This is a genomic window from Streptomyces sp. NPDC054783 (genome assembly GCF_053611725.1).
Window position 1 is genome coordinate 61014 of record NZ_JBSHAY010000029.1, and the last position, 18952, is coordinate 79965.

Below are 18952 nucleotides of genomic sequence, written 5' to 3' on the forward strand. Positions count from 1 at the left end.
GCCGTTCGGCCCAGGCGAGTAACCCGTAAGCCGCACCCGGCCGCCTCCGGGCGGGCTCAGCCGGCGGGCAGGGTGGGCCGGATCTGCCGCAGGAACGCGGCGTTGTCGGGCGTGGCGCGCAGCCGTTCCAGGAGGGTCTCCAGACCGGACGGACCGCCCTCGCGGGAGCGCAGGACGCGGCGCAGACCGTGTACGGCCGTCAACTCGGACGGAGTGAGGAGGAGTTCCTCGCGACGGGTGCCGGTGGCGTCCAGGTCCACGGCGGGGAAGAGACGCCGGGCGGCGGCTTCCCGGTCCAGGCGCAGCTCCATGTTGCCCGTGCTCTTCAGCTCCTCGAAGTAGTAGCCGTCGGCGCGGGAGCCGGTGTCCACCAAGGCGGTGGCGAGGATCGTCAGCGAGCCGCCCTCCTCGGCCTGGCGGGCGGCACCGAAGAACCGCTTGGGGCCGATCAGCGCGCCCGCGTCGACACCGCCGCTCAGGGTACGGCCGCCGGCGGCGGAGGCGTTGTTGTGCGCCCGGCACAGCCGGGTCAGCGAGTCCAGCAGGATCACGACGTCCTCGCCGGCCTCCACCAGGCGCTTGGCCCGCTCGACGACCAGTTCGGCCAGGGCGATGTGCTCCTTGGGCGTCCGGTCGAAGGTGGAGGCGTACACCGCGCCGCGCACCGAGCGGCGCACCTCGGTGACCTCCTCGGGGCGCTCGTCCAGCAGCAGGACGATCAGACGGCACTCGGGGTGGTTGCCGGCCACGGCGGCCGCCAGTTGCTGGAGCAGCACCGTCTTGCCGCTCTTCGGCGGGGCCACGATCAGTCCGCGCTGGCCCTTGCCGAGCGGAGCGAAGAGATCGGCGACGCGCCCGGCGACTTTGGACGCGGGGTGTTCCAGGCGGATGCGCTCGTGCGGGTGGAGCGGGGTGAGGTCGCGGAAGTGACGCCGGCCGCGGACGTCCGCCGGGTCGTGTCCGTCGACGCGCGTGACCTCGGTCAGGGCGCGCCGGTCACCCCGTACCCCTTCGACGAGGTCGCCCTTGCGCAGTCCGTGGCGCCGGATCAGGGCCGGGGAGAGCTGCGGGTCGCCGGGGGAGGACAGGAGGCTCGGGCCCCTCAGGTGCCCCTTCCCCTGCGTGTCGATGTCGAGGACACCGGTGACGAGCCGGGAGACCGGGGTCTGCTGGACCACGGGAGGGTGTTCGAGTGTGGTGGTCATGGTGGGAGTCCTTTCACGGACGGGACGAAGAAGGAGTGGGAAGGAGAGAGGCCGCGAGCGGGAGGCTGGACAACTGCCTCCGGGCGGCGGGAACGACACCTCGAGTACGGCGGAGACGCCCTGGTCACGAGGTGGTGCAGGGAAGAAGCCCGGGCCGGTCGGAAGCCTGGCCGAGGGGCTGATGGAGAGAACGGCGGCATCGGTGCCCGTACTACGGGAGACGCACATGCGCTGATCGCACTATACCCGTGCGCTCGCTTCGGTCAACATGACGCCGTCCGCGTCCATTCCCGGGTTCCGGCAGGGCCGGAGCGGTGCGCCCTCGCCCTCTTCGCAGGTCCGTCAGGTCATGGAACCGCATCAGATGTCCCCAGACCATAACGGTCCCGGACGTCAGGGGACTTGACCGTCAACCGTGGACTATGTTCCAGACATGTCCACGCCACCGCAGCCCCCGCAGCCGGCCGACCAGCCGGTTCCGCAGCCCCAGCAGCCCGCGCAGGCGCCGGCCGTCCCGCCGCAGCCGACGGCCTACCCCTACCCGAACCCGCAGTCCCCGCCGCAGGGCAACTTCTACGCCCAGCCCACGCTGGTCGGCCAGCCGCAGCCGGGTCAGTTCGGTCAGCCGGGCCAGGCGGGCCAGCCGGGCCAGTTCGGTCAGCCGGGCCAGCCGCAGCCGGGGAACCCCTACGCCCAGGCTCCCCAGTTCGCAGCCGCGGTGCCGCCCGTCCCTCCGTCCGGTGGCGGGGCAGCCGGCAAGGCGGTGCTGTGGGCAGCGGTCGGCGCGGTCATCGCCTCCGCCGCCTGGGCGGGCGGCGTCCTCCTCGCCGGCGGCAAGGGTGACGGCGCGGACCTGCGCGGCTACTCGGCGCCCTCCGACATGTGCTCCAGCGCCGACTACTCCTCGTTCAAGGACGAGTACCCCGAGGGTGACTCCTCGCCGACCAAGACCTCTCTCAAGGACACGGCGCTGGACGAGAGTTACTGCTACGTGGACCTGAAGAAGACGGGCTCCTCATATGCCGACGCCTATCTGTCCATGCAGCTCGACCTGCACAGGAAGACCGATCCGGGGCCCGAGTTCACGGCCCAGTGGAAGAACTACGGTGACAGCCACACCGGTTACGACGTCTCCCCGGTCAGCGGCATCGGCGACGAGGCCTACCTGGTCAGCCAGGACACCACCCGCGGCTCCTCCAGCAGCGGTGCCCGCTATGCCACGCTCGCGGTCCGAGACGGCTGGGTGACGTACACGATGAGCTACAGCGCCTACCTCACCTCGTACGACCAGGACAAGAACCCGCCCGCGCTCAGTGATGTGGACGACTGGCTGAAGAAGGACGCCAAGGCCACGCTGGGGCAGCTCAAGGGCTGACCCCGGGCTGCCGCCTCGGGGCGCGTTCACGCCGACCGCGCCTCCGCCTCCTTCACGATCTCGTCGAACCGCGCGCCCATGGCCTCGGCGAGGGCGTGCGCCCCGGACAGCGGGCGGACCATGACCATGAGCTCGTCGATCAGGCCGTCCTCGTTCACATGCAGGAAGTCGCAGCCGGTCAGCTCGCGGTCGCCCACCCGGGCGGTGAAGACCAGCGCGTGGTCGGGCGCGGCCGGGTCGCCGATCTCCCGGACGTACCGGAAGTCCTCGAAGACCTGGGAGACCGCGCGCAGGATCGCCGCGGTGATCGCCTTGCCCGGATACGGCTTGAAGACGACCGGGCTGGTGAAGACGACGTCCTCGGCCAGCAGTGCCTCGACGGCGTCGATGTCCCCGGCCTCGACCGCCGCACGGAACGCGTGCATCGGATCACCTCGCAGAGTCAATGAGCATGGTCAATGAGCGTGAACATGAGCCTAGTCAATTAATTGAATAGGTGCGGATGAGAATAATCAACGGCTGCTAGTCTGTCCATATGTCGCTCAAGTACGCCGTCCTGGCAGCCCTGCTGGAGGGCGAGGCCTCGGGCTACGAGCTGTCGAAGTCGTTCGACGTCTCGCTCGCGAACTTCTGGCCCGCCACCCCGCAGCAGCTCTACCGGGAGCTGGAGCGGCTGGCGCAGGACGGGCTGGTGCAGGCCCGGACGGTGCAGCAGGAGCGGCGGCCGAACAAGCGGATGTTCACGCTCACCGAGACGGGCCGGGCCGAGCTGGACGCCTTCGCCGCCGAGCCGCCCAAGCGGCCCACCGCCATCCGCGACGAACTCCTCATCAAGATCCAGGCGATGGACGGCGGCGACCCGGAGGTCACCCGCGCGCTGGTCGAGGAGCGCATGGGCTGGGCGCGCGGAAAGCTCGACCGCTACCGGCGGGTGCAGCGCCGGCTCCTCGACGGCCGGACCGAGGACGAGTACCTCCGCAGCGACGACCGCGTCGGCCCGTACCTCACCCTCATGGCCGGGATCGCCTTCGAGGAGGAGAACCTGCGCTGGTGCGAGCGGGTGCTCGCGGTCCTGGCACAGCGGGTGGCCCTAGGCTGAGGAGATGTTCGGTCCCGAAGGCCCCGGCCTGCGTGAACTCGCCGTGCAGGCGCTGTCGTCCGTCGAGCACGGCTACGACCTGCTCGCCCCGAAGTTCGACCACACGCCCTTCCGGACACCCGACGGCGTCCTGGAGTCCGTGGCGAAGACACTGACCCCGCTCGGCCCGTTCGAGGACGGTCTCGACCTGTGCTGCGGCACGGGCGCGGGCGCCGAGGTGCTCACCGGGCTGTGCCGCCGCAGCGTCACCGGGGTCGACTTCAGCGCGGGCATGCTGGACGTCGCCCGGCACCGGGCGCGGTCCGCCGGCGGGCCCGAGGTCGCCTGGGTGCGCGGCGACGCCCGTGCCCTGCCGTTCGCGGCCGCCTTCGATCTCGTGGTCTCCTTCGGGGCTTTCGGCCACTTCCTGCCGCGCGAACTGCCGGGTCTGTTCGCCCGGGTCCACTCCGTCCTGCGGCCGGGCGGACGGTTCGCCTTCCCGGTGCTCGCCCCGCCCCGACCGACACAGGCCGGCTTCTGGATGCTGCTCGGCTTCGACGCGGTGATGCGGGTGCGCAACGCGCTGTGGCGGCCGCGGTTCGTCATGTACTACCGGGCCTTCCGGCTCGGCCGCGTGCTCGGCGAGCTGGGCCGTGCCGGGTTCGCCGTCGAGCTGCACCCCCTGCCCGAGTTCGGGCGTCGCGGCGACGGCAGCCCACGGGCCCGGCTGGTCGTGGCCCGGCGGACTCAGCCGGCCGCCGGCAGCATGAACTCGTAGACCAGCGCGTCCCGTTCGGCGTCCACCACCAGATCGGTGATCTCCAGCGGCCGGGCGTACTGGTCGTGCACCCGCCGGGTCACCCGCACCGAGGAGGCGCCGTCGACCTGGGTGATGGAATCTCGCTGGTGCAGGGACAGGCCGGCCTTGCGCATCCAGTCGTAGGCCCGGCGCAGCTGCGCGGGGGTGGTGCCGTCGGCCCGGCCCCGGTAGCGGGCCAGCTCCGCCACCTCGGCCAGCGCCACCGCCGAGAACGACGTCACCGCCGTCCGCAGCGACCGGCCGTCCGGCGTGGCCGAGCGGTAGCGGTGCACCAGCGTCGGCCGGTGCGGGGCCAGGCCCAGCGCCCGCGCGTGCTCATCCGGCGGCACCTCCCAGGTCACCGTGGCCCGGGCGACCGCTGACGGGTCCGTCGAACGGGCGCCCAGGGGGAAGGCCGGCGTCCCCGGCGTCGTGACCGGCCGCGCGGGCAGCGTGGCATGGCTGCCCCGCCGGTCGGTGGAGACGGCACCGCTGCGCCGCAGCACCTCCAGCGCCTGCCGGACGGTTTCCCGGCTGACCTGGAAGTAGGCGGCCAAGTGCCGCTCGCCCGGCAGCCGTTCGCCCGGTGGAATGGCGCCTGCGCGCAGTTCGTCGAGGAGCAGCGCCGCGATCCGTCCGTACAGGGGCCGGTCGTCGCTCTGCGCGGGTTCGTGCGGGGTGGTGCGGGCCATGCCGCGCCCTCCTGTTGTGACAAGACGTAGTCGTGCGGGCTCGTTGCGCGACCACAATTAGCATTGGTCTAAACCACAAGGGAAGAGTGGTCTGCCGGTTCGGCCGAAACCCACCCGCGCGATCACGCCGTCACAGGGCGCTGTACAGAGCGTCGATCAGCGCCATCTTCCGTGGGTCGTCGGCGATGCGCGGCCCCATCCGGTTCAAGACGTACCCCAGTGACACGCCCGCCTCGGGATCGGCGAGTCCGCACGAGCCACCGAACCCGTCATGACCGAAAGCCCGCGGGTTCGGGCCGTACGACCCCTGCGGACCGCTCAGCCACAGACCGAGCCCCGCCTCGGTCTCCCGCTCGAAGCCGGCGCCCAGCACCAGATCGCGGCAGCTTCCCTGGCCCTCGCGCACCTGCTCCGCCGCTTCCGGCGACAGAAGACGCCGCCCGCCGTGGCGGCCGCGCCCGGCCAAGACGCCGTACAGCGCCGCGACGGCGCGTGCGGTGCCGTGCCCGTTCGCCGCGGGGATCTCCGCCGCCCGCCACTCGGGCGTGTTCGCCTCCGCCGCGCCGACCACCGGATTGGTCAGCGCCGCCAGCGCGGCGGGCGCCAACTGGCCGAAGACCGCCGCTTGTTCACTGCGGGAGGCGGCCGGCGGACGCACCAGCTCGGCAGCCCGGCCCGCCTCCTTCGCCGGCAGTCCGACCGTGAAGTCGATCCCGAGCGGCCCGGTCACCTCCCGCTCCAGGAAGGCCCCCGGCAGCAGCCCCGAGATCCGCCGCACGACCTCGCCGACCAGATGGCCGTACGTCAGCGCGTGATACCCGGAGCGGGTGCCCGGCTCCCACCACGGCGCGGTCGCCGCCAGCCGGGCGGTCGTCAGCTCCCAGTCGTACAGCTCCGCCACCGAGTGCGGCTCGCGCAGCCCGGACAGCCCGGCGCGGTGCGACAGCAGATGCCGTACGAGCACCTTCTCCTTGCCCGCCGCCGCGAACTCGGGCCAGTACGCGGCCACGGGCGCGTCGAGGTCGAGCAGTCCCCGGTCGGCGAGCAGATGCGCGCACAGGGCCACCGGCCCCTTGGTGGTGGACCACACGTTCACCAGCGTGTCGCGCTCCCACGGCCGGTTGCCGGCCGCGTCCGCCCAGCCGCCCCACAGGTCCACCACGGTGGTGCCGTCGACGGTCACCGCCACCGCGGCGCCCAGTTCGCCCCGCTCCCGGAAGTTGTCCTCGAATGCCTCCCGCACCGCCGCGAAGCGCGCGTCGCAGTGGCCGTGGACCTGTGTCTCGTGCCCGGGCATGGGACCTCCGTCGTCGCCGGAAACGCGGGCCGCGGCGCCGCGACCCGGGTGCCCCGAACGTACCGACTGGTCGGACTGGAGGGAAGTGCGCGGCACGCCCTCGCGCCCGCCCGCCGCCTCAGGCGTACGACCGCAGCCAGCGCAACTGCTCCACCTCGTGGAAGGGACCGCCGCCCTCGTGGTCGTTGAAGTCGTAGACCTCGATCGCCTTGTCCTCGTGCGCCCAGGCGTTGAACGCGGCGAACACGGTCGACGGCGGGCAGGTCTGGTCCTCAAGCGCCGCCGAGAAGAGGGCCGGGGCCCGGCCGCGGGCCGCGAAGTGCACCCCGTCGAAGTAGGACAGCGTGCGCAGCACCTCCGCCGAGCGGCCCCGGTGCGTCTTGAGGAACAGTCCGATCTCGCGGTAGGGGTGCCGGTCCGTCAGCGTGGTCGCGCGCGGGAAGTCGCACAGGAACGGCACGTCCGGTGCCACCGCGGCCAGGTCGGGGACCAGGCCGCCGACGGCCAGGGTGATGCCGCCGCCCTGGCTGGCGCCGAGCGCCACGGTGCGGCCCGAGTCGGTCAGCGGGTGTGAGCGGGCCGCCTCGACGGCGCGTACGGCGTCCGTGTACACCCGGCGGTAGTAGTAGTTCTCGGGCGCGTCGATGCCCCGCGTCATGAAGCCGGGGTACGCCGGGGCCGCGCCGACCGGGTCCGCCGTGCCGCCCCCGGCGCCCCAGGCGCTGCCCTGGCCGCGGGTGTCCATCACGAAGTGCGCCCGGCCCGTCGAGGCCCACAGCAGGTTCTCGTGCGGCAGCCCGCGCCCGCCGCCGTAGCCGACGAACTCCACGATCAGCGGCAGGGGTTCGGTCGCGCCGGCCGGCAGCCGGAGCCAGCCCCTGACCGGGTGGCCGCCGAACCCCGCGAACGTCACGTCGAACACCTGGACCGTCGCCAGCCCGGTGTCCACCGGCTCGAAGCGGGCGTCCAGGTCGTGCTCGCGCGCCTCCTCGAGGGTCTTGTCCCAGAAGGTGTCGAAGTCCTCGGGCTCGGTGGACTCGCTGCGGCGCTCGTGAAGTTCGTCCAGGGGCAGGTCGAACAGGGCCATCTACAACCACCTTTGCGAAGGGAGACTGCGTCAGCTCACCGTACGTGGGTGTCGCAGGGCCGGCCAGTAAGCGTTTGCCCCCGCTCGGCGGCGGGGCGCCTGTCCCTCACGTCCGCGGCTGGGTCCACCTCGGTCCCGTCCGCGCCCACTCCCGTTCCCACTCCGCCAGCCGGTGGCGCAGCGCGATCCGGCGCTCCATGGCGTGTCCGAGGAGTACCACGGCCGCTGTGCCGCCCGCCGCGACCAGGCCGACGGTCACCGTGTGCTGCCACACCGCCGCGTCGTCCGGCGGCGGCGCGACACTGCGGCCCCGGGCGTCGAACCACACCGAGACCGTGTCACCGGTATGGGTTCCCGCCGGCACCCGGGCCCATGCCGTACGGGTTCCCTTGCCGGGCTCGGTCCAGCGGACCTGGGCGCGGTACGCGTACGCGCGACCGCCCTGTTCGGCGGAGAGCCGCTCGGGCGGGGAGCCGACCACCTGCGCACGGATCCGGTGGCGCTCGGCCCGCTGGGTGGCGGCGACGGCCCGGGCCGTGTCATGCGCGTATAGGCCCGCGGCCACGCCCACCAGCGGTGTGACGACGAAGAGCAGGACGGCCACGACCAGCATCGTCCATGCCTCCACGACATCCGAGTGACGCCGCAGCGGATTGCGCCGCCAGCGCCAGCCACACACCCGGGTACGCATGTCCACCTCCTTGCACCGTCGGAGCCGGAGAGCCGACGAGCCCGTCCGAACGGCCCGTCACCCCCCCGCTCACGCACACGAGCGTCCACACCCGTCTCGTACCCCGTACGGAGCACCTCGCTCACGCAGCGAACCGCGACTTCGAGCCCACCTGGAGCACGGAACGCGCCACGCGCCCCGGGACCGTGCGTACGACCCCGGCGCGCGACCGGGACGGTCAGCCGAAGCGCTCGATCCGGATCCGGTCCACCGGCTGGCCCGCCGCGACCAGCAGCCGGGACGCGTGCTCGGCGAACCCGTTGGATCCGCACACATAGGCCTCCCACCCACCGGGAGGCTGCTCGGCCAGGAGAGGCGCCACATGTGCGGCTGCCATACGTCCCACGGGCACTCCCTGTGGGGCGCTGCGAGTGAAGACAGGCGTCGTCTCCGCGCCGAGCTCCGCCGAGTAGATCAGCTCCTCGGGGCTGCGCGCGGACACCAGCATGCGCAGCGGCACGGTGGGACCGTGCCTGCGGTGGTGCCGCACCATCGACATCAGCGGGACGATCCCGGAGCCGGCGCCGATCAGCAGCGCGGGCCGGTCACCCGGCCAGGCGAAGAAGCCGCTCAGCGGCCCGCGCACCTCGACCGTGTCACCGGGGCGGGCGACCGTGTGGAACCAGCCGGAGACCTCGCCGTCCGGCACCTGGTCCAGGGTCAGCTCGATGTGCCCGGAGTCGTCCGGCGCCGAGGCGATCGAGTAGTGGCGCTGGGCCACGTACCCGTCCGGCGCGGTCAGACGCAGCATCAGATGCTGCCCGGGCAGATGCCCCGCCCAGCCCGGCACCGCCAGCCGGAAAGTGGCCGCGTGCGGTGTCTCACGCCGTACCTCCACCACGGTGGCGATCTGCCACACCGCCGCAACCTGCCCACTCACCGCGATCCGCCCGGGCACGGCGAAACGCGCGGCGGGGACGGCGGTGCTGGAGGGCGGGGCGGGGGCGGTCGGGGCCGGGGTCGTGTGGGGGGCGGCCGCATCCGGGGCCGGAGTCGTCGGGTTCCGGTTCCCGGGTACGGCCCTGGCGGTCAGGTTCTGGGCCGTGCTCACGGCCGCGGCCTCGGCGGGGGCCGGGCCCGGGGCGGCAGCGTGGGCAAGCTCCTCCCGCGGCCGAGCGCCTGCTTGCGGTGCCGTGGTGCCGGCGGTCGTGTCCGGTGGGGGAGTCGTCGGCTCCGGGGTCGTGGTGCCGTCGGTCGGGGCCGGAGGCTGGGCCGCGGTCGGAATCATTCGTTCCGGACGGGGGGTGTGGGGCGCCGTGTCAGTCACCGGAGTACCGCTGCTCCTCCCAGGGGTTGCCGCGTTCGTGGTAGCCGTTGCCTTCCCAGAAGCCCGGTTCGTCGTGGTCGAGGAGTGTGAGGCCGGCGATCCACTTGGCGCTCTTCCAGAAGTACAGGTGGGGCACCAGCAGCCGGGCCGGGCCGCCGTGTTCGGCCGGCAGTGGCTCGCCGTCGTACTCCCAGACGATCCAGGCCCGCCCGCCGGTGACGTCGGCGAGCGGCAGATCGGTGGTGTAGCCGGTGTGGGAGCGGGCGAGCACATGGGTGGCGGACACATGGGGCCGGACCACATCGAAGAAGGCGTCGAGGGAGACTCCGCCGAAGCGCACACCGAACTTCGACCAGCCGGTCACACAGTGGATGTCGCCGTCGTACGCCGACGCCGGCAGCGCGTGCGCCCCCTCCCAGTCCCAGGTGTGCGGCCGCTCGACGAGGCCGTCGAGCCGGAGGGACCAGTCGGCCGGTGCGAGGTCCGGGGTGACTTCGGCGGACAGGACGGGCCAGTCCTCGCCCGCGTCGTACTGCCCGGGCGGCAGCCCCGGGTTGTGGACGCGCGGGCGGCCTGTGAAGCCTCGCGTAACGTTCATCCTTCAACCGTACGTGGTCGTTCCAGGTGCTCCGTCCCTGGTGACCATCCCGCACGCCCGGATGATTGCGGCCGTATGAACTCTTTCGGGCCTGGGGAATAGCTCTGCGGCGCTTCTCCTTTGCGCTCGATGCCGGCACCGGTAGACCGGTGACAGCGCGAGAGAAGCGAGGGAAGAGCATGCCCAAGGCGTATGTCTACATGCGGCACGGAGGACCGGAGGCCGAGGCGCTGATCGGTCTCGACCGTCCAAGTCCTGGCCCCGGAGAGATCCTGATCGCGGTCCGCGCGGCGGGCGTCAACCCCGTCGACTGGAAGCTGCGCCAGGGCTTCCGCCGCCCCGGCGAGGTCGAGCGTGTCTTTCCGGTGGTGTTCGGCAGCGAGGCCGCCGGCGTCGTCGAGGAGGCCGGCCCGGGGGTCACCGGCTTCGCCGCCGGCGACGAGGTGTTCGGCAGCGCCCTCCACGGCGCATACGCCGAGTACGCCCTGCTCACCGCCGAGATGACCGCCCACAAGCCCGCCGCGCTGTCCTTCGGTGACGCCGCCACCCTCCCGGTCGCCGCCGCCACCGCCTACGACGGCGTCCGCCAGCTCGACCTGCCGGGGGGCTCGACCCTGCTGGTGACGGGCGCGGGCGGCGGCGTCGGCAGTGCGGCCGTGCAGATCGCCCGCGCCTTCGGACTGCGGGTCGTGGGCGTGGCGAGCGAGGGCAAGAGGGAGTTCGTGGAGTCGTTGGGCGCGGTGCACGTGTCCTCCGGGCCCGATCTGGCCGAGCGGGTGCGGGCCGCCGCGCCGGACGGGATCGACGGGGCGTACGACCTGGTGGGCGGCCCGGTGCTCACCGAGGCCGCCGAGCTGCTGAAGGACCGCGGCAAGCTGGTCACCGCGGGCTCGCCGCAGGCGGAGGTGGCCGCGCTCGGCGGCGCCGCCGTCCAGCGGGTCCGCACCGCCGCCGTCCTCGAGGCGGTGGCCGATCTCGCCGTACGCGGCGCTCTGAAGCCGCACATCACCCGCGCCTTCCCGCTGGAGCAGGCCGGCCAGGCGCTGCGCGCGGTCGAGGACGGGCACGCCCTCGGCAAGATCGTGATCGAGGTGGCCGCGTGAGCCTCATAGCCGGAGCGGGCGTCGGCGACGGCCCCGCCGCCGACGCCCCGCACGTCCTCGACAACCCCGCCCTCGCCTCCCTGACCGGCCCGCACGCCCACTTCGCCGAGCGGCGCGGCCGCGTGCTGCGCTACCCCCTGGACGTCTCTCCCTGGCCGGCGCTGCCCGACGAACCGGACGCGCGGGACTGGGCGGATTTGGCCGCGCTGGCCGGTCCCGGCGCGGAGATCCCGCTGCCGGGCTACCGCGGCGAGGTGCCTGAGGGCTGGGAGATCACCTTCCGGATCGACGGGGTGCAGTTCGTGGACGACGGCCTGGCCGCCGCGCCGGACGCGGAGGCCGTCCGCCTCGGCCCGGCGGACGTACCCGAGATGCTCGACCTCGTGGCCCGTACCCGGCCCGGACCGTTCCTGCCGCGGACCGTCGAACTCGGCACCTACCTCGGCATCCGCCGCTCCGGCGCGCTGATCGCCATGGCCGGGGAGCGGCTGCACCCGCCGGGCTGGACCGAGATCAGCGCGGTCTGCACCGACCCCGCCTTCCGCGGCGAAGGCCTCGCCACCCGGCTGATCCTCGCGGTCGCGCACGGCATACGGGAGCGCGGAGAGACGCCCTTCCTGCACACGAGCGCCCGGAACACGGGCGCGATCCGGCTGTACGAGTCCCTCGGCTTCCGGCTGCGCCGCCGTACGGCGTTCCTCGCGGCGCGCGCCCCCGAGCGGCTGGCCGACGAGCGGACCGCGGTGCCGGTGGCATGAACCTCCCGCCCGGTACTGCGCCCCGAAAAGCCGCCGGTCAGCCGGCCCCGGCCGCGCCCGGACCCGCGTTGTACCGCTCCAGGTAGGCCGCGAAGCGCACCAGGTCCTCCTCCGGCCAGCCCGCGAGCCGCTCCCGGAACGCGGCCCGGCGGCTGCGGGTGACCTGGGCGAGGATCTCCCGGCCGGCCTCCGTCAGATGCAGCACCTGGACCCGGTGGTCCTCCGGGTCCAGACGGCGCTCGATCAGCCGGGCCCGCTCCAGCGCGGCCACCTGGCGGCTGACGGTGGACTTGTCCAGGGCGTAGTGGGCGGCCAGGTCCGTCGCCCGGCAGCCGCCCTGCTCCTCCAGATGGCCGAGGAGGGTGTACGACACCAGGGACAGTTCGGGATGCATGCGGCCCGCCGAGGCGCGGGCCCGGCGGGCGAAGATGGTCATCTCGCGCTGGATCGTCTCGACGGCCGACTCCGCTGCGCTCACGGGAATACCTCCTCCGGGCGTTCTAGTTGTATAGTACAACTTGATGTGAGAGTTGTATAAGCCAACTACTTGGAGGTCGCGCGCGATGAGGTCACCCGCACTGCGCCATGTGCTCACGCACCTGATCACCCCGCTGCTGATGTGCCTGGGCATGGGGCTCGCGTACATGGGGGCCTTCGTAACCCCGGAGCCGCACCACCTGCCGGTCGCCGTCGTCGGCAGCTCCCCGCAGGCGAAGGTCTTCGCCCAGACGGTCAAGGACACCGCCGGGGACAAGCTCGACGTCCGCACGGTCGCGAGCCGCGCCGACGCCGTCGGCCTGCTCAAGTCCCGCGATGTGACCGGCGCCTACGTCCCGAGCGCCAAGGCGCCCGAGCTGCTGGTGGCGAGCGCCGCCTCCGACATGGGCGCGACGGCCGTCGAGAAGGTCTTCACACCGGTCGCCGCCAAGGAGGGCGTGCCGCTGAAGGTCACCGACCTGGCCGAGCCGGTCGCCGACGACCCCACGGGGCAAGGCCTGTTCTTCCTGCTGATCGCCCTCAGCATCGGCTCCTACGCCTCGGTCGCCGCCCTCGGTGCCGCGGGCGCCGCCCTCTCGATGCGGGTGCGGGCGCTGCTCGCGCTCGCTGTCTCCGCCGTGGTCAGCGGCATCGGCGCGCTGCTCGCCGGACCGGTGTTCCACCTCGCCCACCACGACCTCGCGGGCGTGTGGGGCATGGCCTGGCTGTACTCGGCCGGCATCCTCTTCATCGGCGTCGGCCTGCACACCTTCCTGAAGCGGTGGACCACGCTCACCATGATGGTGCTGTTCGTGATGCTCAACTTCACCAGCTCCGGCGGGTTGTTCCGCCCCGAGCTGCAGAACGGCTTCTTCGGCACGCTGCACGCCTTCTGGAACGGCGCCGGATTCGTCGAGGGCGTCCGCAGCCTGCTGTACTTCGGCGACGACGGTCTTGCGCGCAACGTGTGGACCCTCGGCATCTGGCTGCTGGTGGGCCTGGTCGTGACCGGGATCGCGGCCCTGTACGAGCGGCCCCGCCGGGCCCGGCACGCGGCCGGCCACACCGGCGCCGCGACCGCGACCGCGACGACCGCCACGCCCGCCGTGGTGCCGGCCCGGCCGGAGGCGGCGCGGGCGGCCGAGGAAAAGGCCGGGGAAATGGCCGAGGAGGACGCCGGGGAGGCCGCCGAGGAAGAGATCGAGGAGACCGTCGGCGTCTGACCCGAGGACGTCAGGGACAGGGAGCGCGCCCGGCGACGGGCGGGGGCTCCCTGCCGACACGTCCTCGGACGGGGCCCCACCCGCCCATTCATCCAGCCGCCGACCCGATCGTCACCACCCGCGCCCACGCCGGCGGCGCGTCCGGCAGGTAGTCGGGATCGTCCTCGTCGTACGACCCGCCGGCCCGGGGAAACAGCCCCACCACCGTCCGGCACGGCGGCCGTTCGTCCGGCCACGGAGTCTGACCGTCCGTCAGGGCCACGACCACATCCGGCCGGGTCCGCAGCGCGCGGGCGAACCCGGTGCGCAGATCCGTCCCGCCGCCGCCCACCAGCTCGATGCCCTCCGTCCGGCACAGCGGCTGCACGGTCCGGGCCGCGGCATCGCAGGACAGTACGGAGACCAGGTCCCGCCGGCCGCCCGCGGCCCGGCAGATCGCCGCCACCTCCAGCAGCGCGCTGCCCAGTTCGGCGTCGCTGACCGACCCCGAGGTGTCGATGACGACACACACCCGGGGCGGCCGGCGCCGCAGACTCGGCAGGACGACCCCGGGCAGCCCGGCCGACCGCCGCGCCGGACGGCCGTAGCTGTAGTCCTCGCCCGCACCCGGCGCGGAGACCGCCGACCGCAGCGCCGAGCCCAGCAACTGGCGCCAGGGCTGCGGCGGATGGAACACCTCCTGCGCCCACCGCCGCCAGCCCTGCGGTGTGTCTCCCGGGCTGGCCTTGATGCCCTGCGCCACCCGGAACCGGACCGCGTCCCGCTCCTGCTCGCTGAGCCCGTGCGCGCCGTCCGGCCCCAGCTCCCACGCCCTGTCCAGCCCGTCGGCGCCGCTGCCGCAGTCCAGCCAGGCCAGCCGCTGAAGCCGCGGGCCGAGCCGGAAATGGCGCAGGTAGTCCTCCATGAGCTCGCCCGGGCACAGCCCCAACTTCTCGGGTGTCACCGCGCCTTCGGGCTCCACCAGCCCGTCGCCGTACACATCGTCGTTGATCTCGCAGTCGGCGGCGATGTTCATGCGGAGCCGTTCCGCGGGCCCGGACAGCCGGCGCTCGCGGGCGTACCGCTCGCTGCGCCCGTGATGGTCGCGCAGCAGATGCGCCACCTCGTGCACCCACACCGCCGCCAGCTCCTCCAGCGGTGTGCGGTCCACGAACGCCGGGGAGACGTAGCACCGCCAGTACCGGTCGACCCCCATCGTCGGAACCTCCCGCGACTCCACCGGCCGCAGCGCGAACAGGGCCGTCGCCAGGTAGGGCCGGACGCGGGCCGCGTGCAGCCGTGCGGCGAACAGCTTGCCGAGGTTCAGCGTGCCGGGCGCGTCCGCCGTCATCGGCCCGCCCCGGCGGTCCGCGCGACCCGGCGGGCAGCCTCGTCGGCATGCCGGGACAGCGACACCACCCCGGCGAGCCGTTCCACCGCCGCCGGCACGTCCCAGTCCTCCCGGCGCAAGGATGCCAGCGTGGTCGCCGGCACGACCACCACGTCCGGCGCCCCGGTCTCCAGCGCCCGTACCAGCACCGCCCACGCCGCGTCCCAGCGGGCCCGCTCCGGGCGCCCCCGGACCGCGTCCACCACCCCGTCCAGCACGGCCTGCCGCAGATCCCCGCGCTCGGGCAGTTCGGCACCCGCGGGGTCGGCGAGCAGCGTCTCGGGGTCGGGCAGGTCCATCCGGTCCAGGCCGGCCAGCAACTCGAGCCCGGGACCGTCCCCCACCGTGCCGCGGACCAGCAACGACAGCACGTCCCGCGACGATCCCGCGGCGGTCGCGAACGCGATCAGCCGCAGGGTCGCCTCCCAGCTCCGGGGCGACGGCCACGCCCCGCCCCGGCGGCTCTCCCCGCTCGGCAGCCGGTGCACCAGCCCCGGCCGCGCGACGAGGAATGCGCACACCGCGCGCCGGGCGAAGGCCACGGCCTCGGACAGCCGCTCCGCATCGAGCCGGGGCAGGGTCGCCCGCGGCCAGGTCCCCCCGAGGCCCCGTACGACCACGTCGTGGTCGTGGGCCCACTGCAGATGCACGAACCGGTTGGCCAGCGGCGGGCTCAGCTCCCAGCCGTCGGCCGCCGAGGAGCGCGGGTTGGCGGCGGCCACGATCCGCACCCCGGGCGGCAGCCGCAGCGCGCCGATCCGCCGCTCCAGCACCAGCCGCAGCAGGGCCGCCTGCACCGCCGGGGGAGCGGTGGACAGCTCGTCGAGGAACAGCAGTCCGCGCCCGGCCCGTACGAGCCGCACCGCCCAGTCCGGCGGGGCCATCGGGACGCCCTGCACCGCCGGATCGTCTCCCACGACGGGCAGGCCGGAGAAGTCGGACGGTTCGTGGACGCTCGCGATCACGGTCGTCAACGGCAGGTCCAGGGCACCGGCGAGCTGGGTCAGCGCCGCCGTCTTGCCGATGCCCGGCTCGCCCCACAGCAGCACCGGAAGGTCGGCGGCCACGGCCAGGGTCAGCGCCTCGAGCTGGACGTCGGAGCGCGGTTCTGTGGTGGTGTCGCGGAGCAGGTCCAACAGGGCTTCGGCGACATCGAGTTGAGGGACGGGGGAGACAGGAGTGGTGGCAGCAGTCATGTGGGATCACCTGAAGGGTGTGAAGTGGCGGAAGAGAGCGGAAGAGAGCGGAAGAGAAAGGAGGTTCAGAAGAGGGTTCAGAAGAACGTGACGGTTCGGGTCTGCCGTCGGGCGGGGCGGCGGCCTCGGCCGGTGCGGCGGCTCGGGTCGGTGGAGGTGCCGCCCGGGCTGGTCAGACCGGCCCGGTACAGCCCGTAGGCGATGCGCCCCTCGGCGGCCGCCGTGAGCTCGTCCCGCAGCGGCCCCTCGCGCAGCACCGCGCCGGGGCCCAGCAGCCCCTCGACGACGGCCAGCGCGCCCTCGGTGTCACCGTGGTCCAGCCGTTCCCGCACACCGGCCAGGCAGTCGGGGCGCCGGTGCGCCTCGTCGATGACCCGCAGACAGGGCAGCGGCGGTCCGCCGAGCGCGGCCAGCAGCTCCTCGCGCCGGATCTCGTCCGGAGCGTGGTCCAGCGGAACGAGGACACCGTCGACCAGGCCGATCCGGTGCGTGGCTCCCCCGCACTCCACCTGACGAGCCCGTTCCACCGGATCCGGAACGCGGAGCGCAGCGGGCGTCATGGGGCCGGGCAGCAGCGCGGCGGCGACCAGGGGATGCAGCCGGTCGGCGCCGATCAGTCCGGCACGCAGCAACTCGAGATCGGGCGCCACCCAAGTCGCCGCATCGGGCAGCACCGGTACGGCGGACATACCGCCCGGCGGAAGCTCGTCGACGATCAGCAGGCACGGCGCACCGTCACGGTTCGGGACCCGGTGCCGCAGCCCGGCTGGGCCTGGTGCGCCGTCGCCTGGGCAGGCTGCGCGTGGGCGCTCGGCCGGATCCGGGGCGTCGTGCCCGTCCGCGATGTGGTGCGGTTGGCCGCGGTGCCGCATCCCGGCCAAGGGCCGCGGCCTGTCGGACTGGGCGGCCCCGCACCGGTTCTCGGTCGGCTCCGGTGTGTCGCTCCCGTCCGCCGCCACCGTCAGGAGCAACCGGCGGCCGCCGCCGAGCCGTACGGCGAAGGTTCCGCCGGTGTGTCCGTCGGCGCACAGCAGGATGCCCGCCTCGGCCGCCCACCGGCCGACGGCACAGCCATGTCCGGGCGGGACGAGACCCAGCGGATCGTGGTCCGGCGGCGCGGGACCGCCGGCGCCCGACCGGTCGCGCAGCTCGCCGGCCCTGCTCGCGTCCCACAGGTGCCGGTGCAGATCGAGCCGGTAGCGGCGGTTGGGGCGGGGATGGGGATGGCGGCCGGCGGGCGTGTCGGCCGGATCGAACAGGGCGAGGCCGATCCGCTGGCCGGCGTCCGCCCAGGCCGGTGGGGTACGGGCCACCAGGTGCAGGGGTCCGGCCCGGCCGGGCCGCTCGTACCGGGCCAGCGTCAGGGTCAGGCCGGGGCGCAGCAGCCCGTCGGGCGCGATCCTCGGCATGTGCCAGCGCAGCAGGTCCGGGGCGAGACGGCGCAGGTCGGCGCGGAGCCGGGCCGCGATCTCCCGGCCGTGGGCGCGGGCGACGGAACGCAGATCGAGGTCGACGTCGATCCGGGCGGCGGCGCAGGCGCCGGCCCAGTCCCCGGCGGCACGGCGGGCGGTGGCGAGCTCGATCATGGACGGTGGCACGGCGTACGTCCGTACGCGCAGCCACATGGAAAGCCGGGAATCCCCGTACGCGGTGGAAGGGAGCATCAGCGCTCACCTTGCGTGGACGGGTCCCCCAATCTCTGCGAGGCGTGAGTCGTCATCGCGGCGAGAGTAGCCGCGCGCCCGGCACCGCGCCAGGTGTTTTTCCCGCCCGGAACCGGGTGTCCCCCTGCGGTAGGCTGGGCGTCCGGTCGCGGATGGTGCACCGGCAGCGGTGACCGCGAGAGCGCCCTGAAGTCCCGCGCTCCGAAAGGCTTTCGGCCCCCATGTCCTCTCCTGGTTCCCTGTCTTCTTCTTCCCCTTTTCCCCCCGCCGCCCTCGTCTCCGCGCTGCGCGCCGCCGGGTGTGTCTTCGCCGAGGACGAGGCGGAGTTGATCCTCGCCACCGCCCGCACGCCCGAGGAAGCCGCCTCGATGGTCGAACGGCGCGCCGCCGGGCACCCGCTCGAACACGTCCTGGGCTGGGCCGAGTTCCACGGAATGAGGGTCACGGTGGAACCGGGAGTGTTCGTCCCCCGCCGCCGTACCGAGTTCCTGGTCGACCAGGCGCTGGCCCAGGCGCCGCGGGCGGGCGTCGTCGTGGACCTGTGCTGTGGCTCCGGCGCACTCGGCGCGGCCCTCGCCGCCGCCCTGGACGGTGCCGAGGTGCACGCGGCCGACATCGACCCGGCCGCCGTACGCTGCGCCCTGCGCAACCTCGCCGCCTTCGACGGACGCGTCCACCAGGGCGACCTCTACGACTCCCTGCCCACCGCCCTGCGCGGCCGCGTCGGCATCCTGACCGCCAACGTGCCGTACGTCCCCACCGCCGAACTGCCCCTGCTCCCGGCCGAGGCCCGCGAGCACGAACCGCGCGTCGCCCTGGACGGCGGTGCGGACGGCCTGGACGTGCTGCGCCGGGTGGCCGCCGGGGCACCCGAGTGGCTCGCACCGGGCGGCTGCCTGCTGACCGAGACCAGTGAACGCCAGGCACCGGCCGCCGTACGGGCCTTCGCGGACGCGGGCCTGACGGCCCGTCTGGCGGTGTCCGAGGAGCTGTCCGCGCACGTGGTGATCGGCCTGCGGCCCTGAGGCCCGTCC

At 73.7% G+C, this 18952-nt stretch carries 19 protein-coding genes; 7 read left to right on the top strand and 12 right to left on the bottom strand.

What is annotated here, in order from left to right:
- Positions 1–56: 56 nt before the first annotated feature.
- On the bottom strand, positions 57–1205 hold the full coding sequence (rho, locus tag ACWGJ5_RS35755; RefSeq protein ID WP_453313784.1) for a transcription termination factor Rho: 1149 nt from the start codon (positions 1203–1205) through the stop codon (positions 57–59).
- 433 nt (positions 1206–1638) lie between these two features.
- Here rho and ACWGJ5_RS35760 point away from each other — a divergent pair, with 433 nt between their 5' ends.
- Positions 1639–2580 carry a hypothetical protein gene (locus tag ACWGJ5_RS35760; RefSeq protein ID WP_453313785.1) on the top strand — a complete coding sequence of 314 codons (942 nt, stop codon included), beginning with the start codon at positions 1639–1641 and terminating at the stop codon, positions 2578–2580.
- Between the two features lie 26 nt (positions 2581–2606).
- Here the strand turns inward: ACWGJ5_RS35760 and ACWGJ5_RS35765 are convergent, their stop codons facing one another.
- On the bottom strand, positions 2607–3005 hold the full coding sequence (locus tag ACWGJ5_RS35765) for a nuclear transport factor 2 family protein (protein WP_228622380.1): 399 nt from the start codon (positions 3003–3005) through the stop codon (positions 2607–2609).
- A gap of 110 nt (positions 3006–3115) precedes the next feature.
- Between ACWGJ5_RS35765 and ACWGJ5_RS35770 the strand changes: the two genes are divergently transcribed.
- Complete coding sequence (locus tag ACWGJ5_RS35770; protein WP_453313786.1) at positions 3116–3679, top strand: PadR family transcriptional regulator; 564 nt, start codon at positions 3116–3118, stop codon at positions 3677–3679.
- 4 nt (positions 3680–3683) lie between these two features.
- Complete coding sequence (locus ACWGJ5_RS35775) at positions 3684–4436, top strand: class I SAM-dependent methyltransferase (RefSeq protein ID WP_453313787.1); 753 nt, start codon at positions 3684–3686, stop codon at positions 4434–4436.
- Here ACWGJ5_RS35775 and ACWGJ5_RS35780 read toward each other — a convergent pair.
- The 6 genes from ACWGJ5_RS35780 to ACWGJ5_RS35805 all read right to left on the bottom strand — a co-directional run bounded on the left by ACWGJ5_RS35780 (position 4406) and on the right by ACWGJ5_RS35805 (position 10128).
- Positions 4406–5149, bottom strand: coding sequence for a GntR family transcriptional regulator (locus ACWGJ5_RS35780; protein WP_453313788.1), 744 nt, complete (start codon positions 5147–5149; stop codon positions 4406–4408). The genes ACWGJ5_RS35775 and ACWGJ5_RS35780 overlap by 31 nt on opposite strands.
- A gap of 130 nt (positions 5150–5279) precedes the next feature.
- A complete protein-coding gene (locus tag ACWGJ5_RS35785; protein WP_453313789.1) occupies positions 5280–6446 on the bottom strand; it encodes a serine hydrolase domain-containing protein in 1167 nt (388 codons plus the stop codon).
- 118 nt (positions 6447–6564) lie between these two features.
- Positions 6565–7533, bottom strand: coding sequence for an acetylxylan esterase (locus tag ACWGJ5_RS35790; RefSeq protein WP_453313790.1), 969 nt, complete (start codon positions 7531–7533; stop codon positions 6565–6567).
- Positions 7534–7639: 106 nt separating this feature from the next.
- Positions 7640–8224, bottom strand: coding sequence for an Rv1733c family protein (locus tag ACWGJ5_RS35795; protein ID WP_453313791.1), 585 nt, complete (start codon positions 8222–8224; stop codon positions 7640–7642).
- A 217-nt stretch (positions 8225–8441) separates the two neighbouring features.
- Positions 8442–9161 carry a ferredoxin reductase gene (locus ACWGJ5_RS35800; protein WP_453313834.1) on the bottom strand — a complete coding sequence of 240 codons (720 nt, stop codon included), beginning with the start codon at positions 9159–9161 and terminating at the stop codon, positions 8442–8444.
- Between the two features lie 361 nt (positions 9162–9522).
- Positions 9523–10128, bottom strand: a complete 606-nt coding sequence (locus ACWGJ5_RS35805) for a sulfite oxidase-like oxidoreductase (RefSeq protein ID WP_453313792.1) — start codon at positions 10126–10128, stop codon at positions 9523–9525.
- A 179-nt stretch (positions 10129–10307) separates the two neighbouring features.
- Between ACWGJ5_RS35805 and ACWGJ5_RS35810 the strand changes: the two genes are divergently transcribed.
- Both ACWGJ5_RS35810 and ACWGJ5_RS35815 read left to right on the top strand, forming a co-directional pair.
- A complete protein-coding gene (locus tag ACWGJ5_RS35810; RefSeq protein WP_453313793.1) occupies positions 10308–11231 on the top strand; it encodes an NADP-dependent oxidoreductase in 924 nt (307 codons plus the stop codon).
- A gap of 5 nt (positions 11232–11236) precedes the next feature.
- On the top strand, positions 11237–11989 hold the full coding sequence (locus tag ACWGJ5_RS35815) for a GNAT family N-acetyltransferase (RefSeq protein WP_453313835.1): 753 nt from the start codon (positions 11237–11239) through the stop codon (positions 11987–11989).
- A 37-nt stretch (positions 11990–12026) separates the two neighbouring features.
- On the opposite strand, the gene ACWGJ5_RS35820 is transcribed toward ACWGJ5_RS35815, so the two are convergent.
- Entirely contained in the window at positions 12027–12467 is a 441-nt protein-coding gene (locus ACWGJ5_RS35820; protein ID WP_453313794.1) for a MarR family winged helix-turn-helix transcriptional regulator, read from the bottom strand.
- Positions 12468–12552: 85 nt separating this feature from the next.
- Here ACWGJ5_RS35820 and ACWGJ5_RS35825 point away from each other — a divergent pair, with 85 nt between their 5' ends.
- Positions 12553–13689 (top strand): hypothetical protein, encoded by a 1137-nt coding sequence (locus ACWGJ5_RS35825; RefSeq protein ID WP_453313795.1) that lies wholly within the window; start codon positions 12553–12555, stop codon positions 13687–13689.
- Positions 13690–13777: 88 nt separating this feature from the next.
- Here ACWGJ5_RS35825 and ACWGJ5_RS35830 read toward each other — a convergent pair whose 3' ends face one another.
- From ACWGJ5_RS35830 to ACWGJ5_RS35840, 3 genes are all read right to left on the bottom strand, one after another.
- Positions 13778–15019, bottom strand: coding sequence for a vWA domain-containing protein (locus ACWGJ5_RS35830; protein ID WP_453313796.1), 1242 nt, complete (start codon positions 15017–15019; stop codon positions 13778–13780).
- The gene (locus ACWGJ5_RS35835; RefSeq protein ID WP_453313797.1) at positions 15016–16254 is read right to left on the bottom strand and encodes an AAA family ATPase; all 1239 of its coding nucleotides are present in this window, start codon (positions 16252–16254) and stop codon (positions 15016–15018) included. Before ACWGJ5_RS35835 ends, ACWGJ5_RS35830 begins: the two co-directional genes overlap by 4 nt.
- Before the next feature lie 77 nt (positions 16255–16331).
- On the bottom strand, positions 16332–17918 hold the full coding sequence (locus ACWGJ5_RS35840; RefSeq protein WP_453313798.1) for a hypothetical protein: 1587 nt from the start codon (positions 17916–17918) through the stop codon (positions 16332–16334).
- A 221-nt stretch (positions 17919–18139) separates the two neighbouring features.
- Here ACWGJ5_RS35840 and ACWGJ5_RS35845 point away from each other — a divergent pair, with 221 nt between their 5' ends.
- Positions 18140–18943, top strand: a complete 804-nt coding sequence (locus ACWGJ5_RS35845; RefSeq protein ID WP_453313799.1) for a putative protein N(5)-glutamine methyltransferase — start codon at positions 18140–18142, stop codon at positions 18941–18943.
- Positions 18944–18952: the final 9 nt, after the last annotated feature.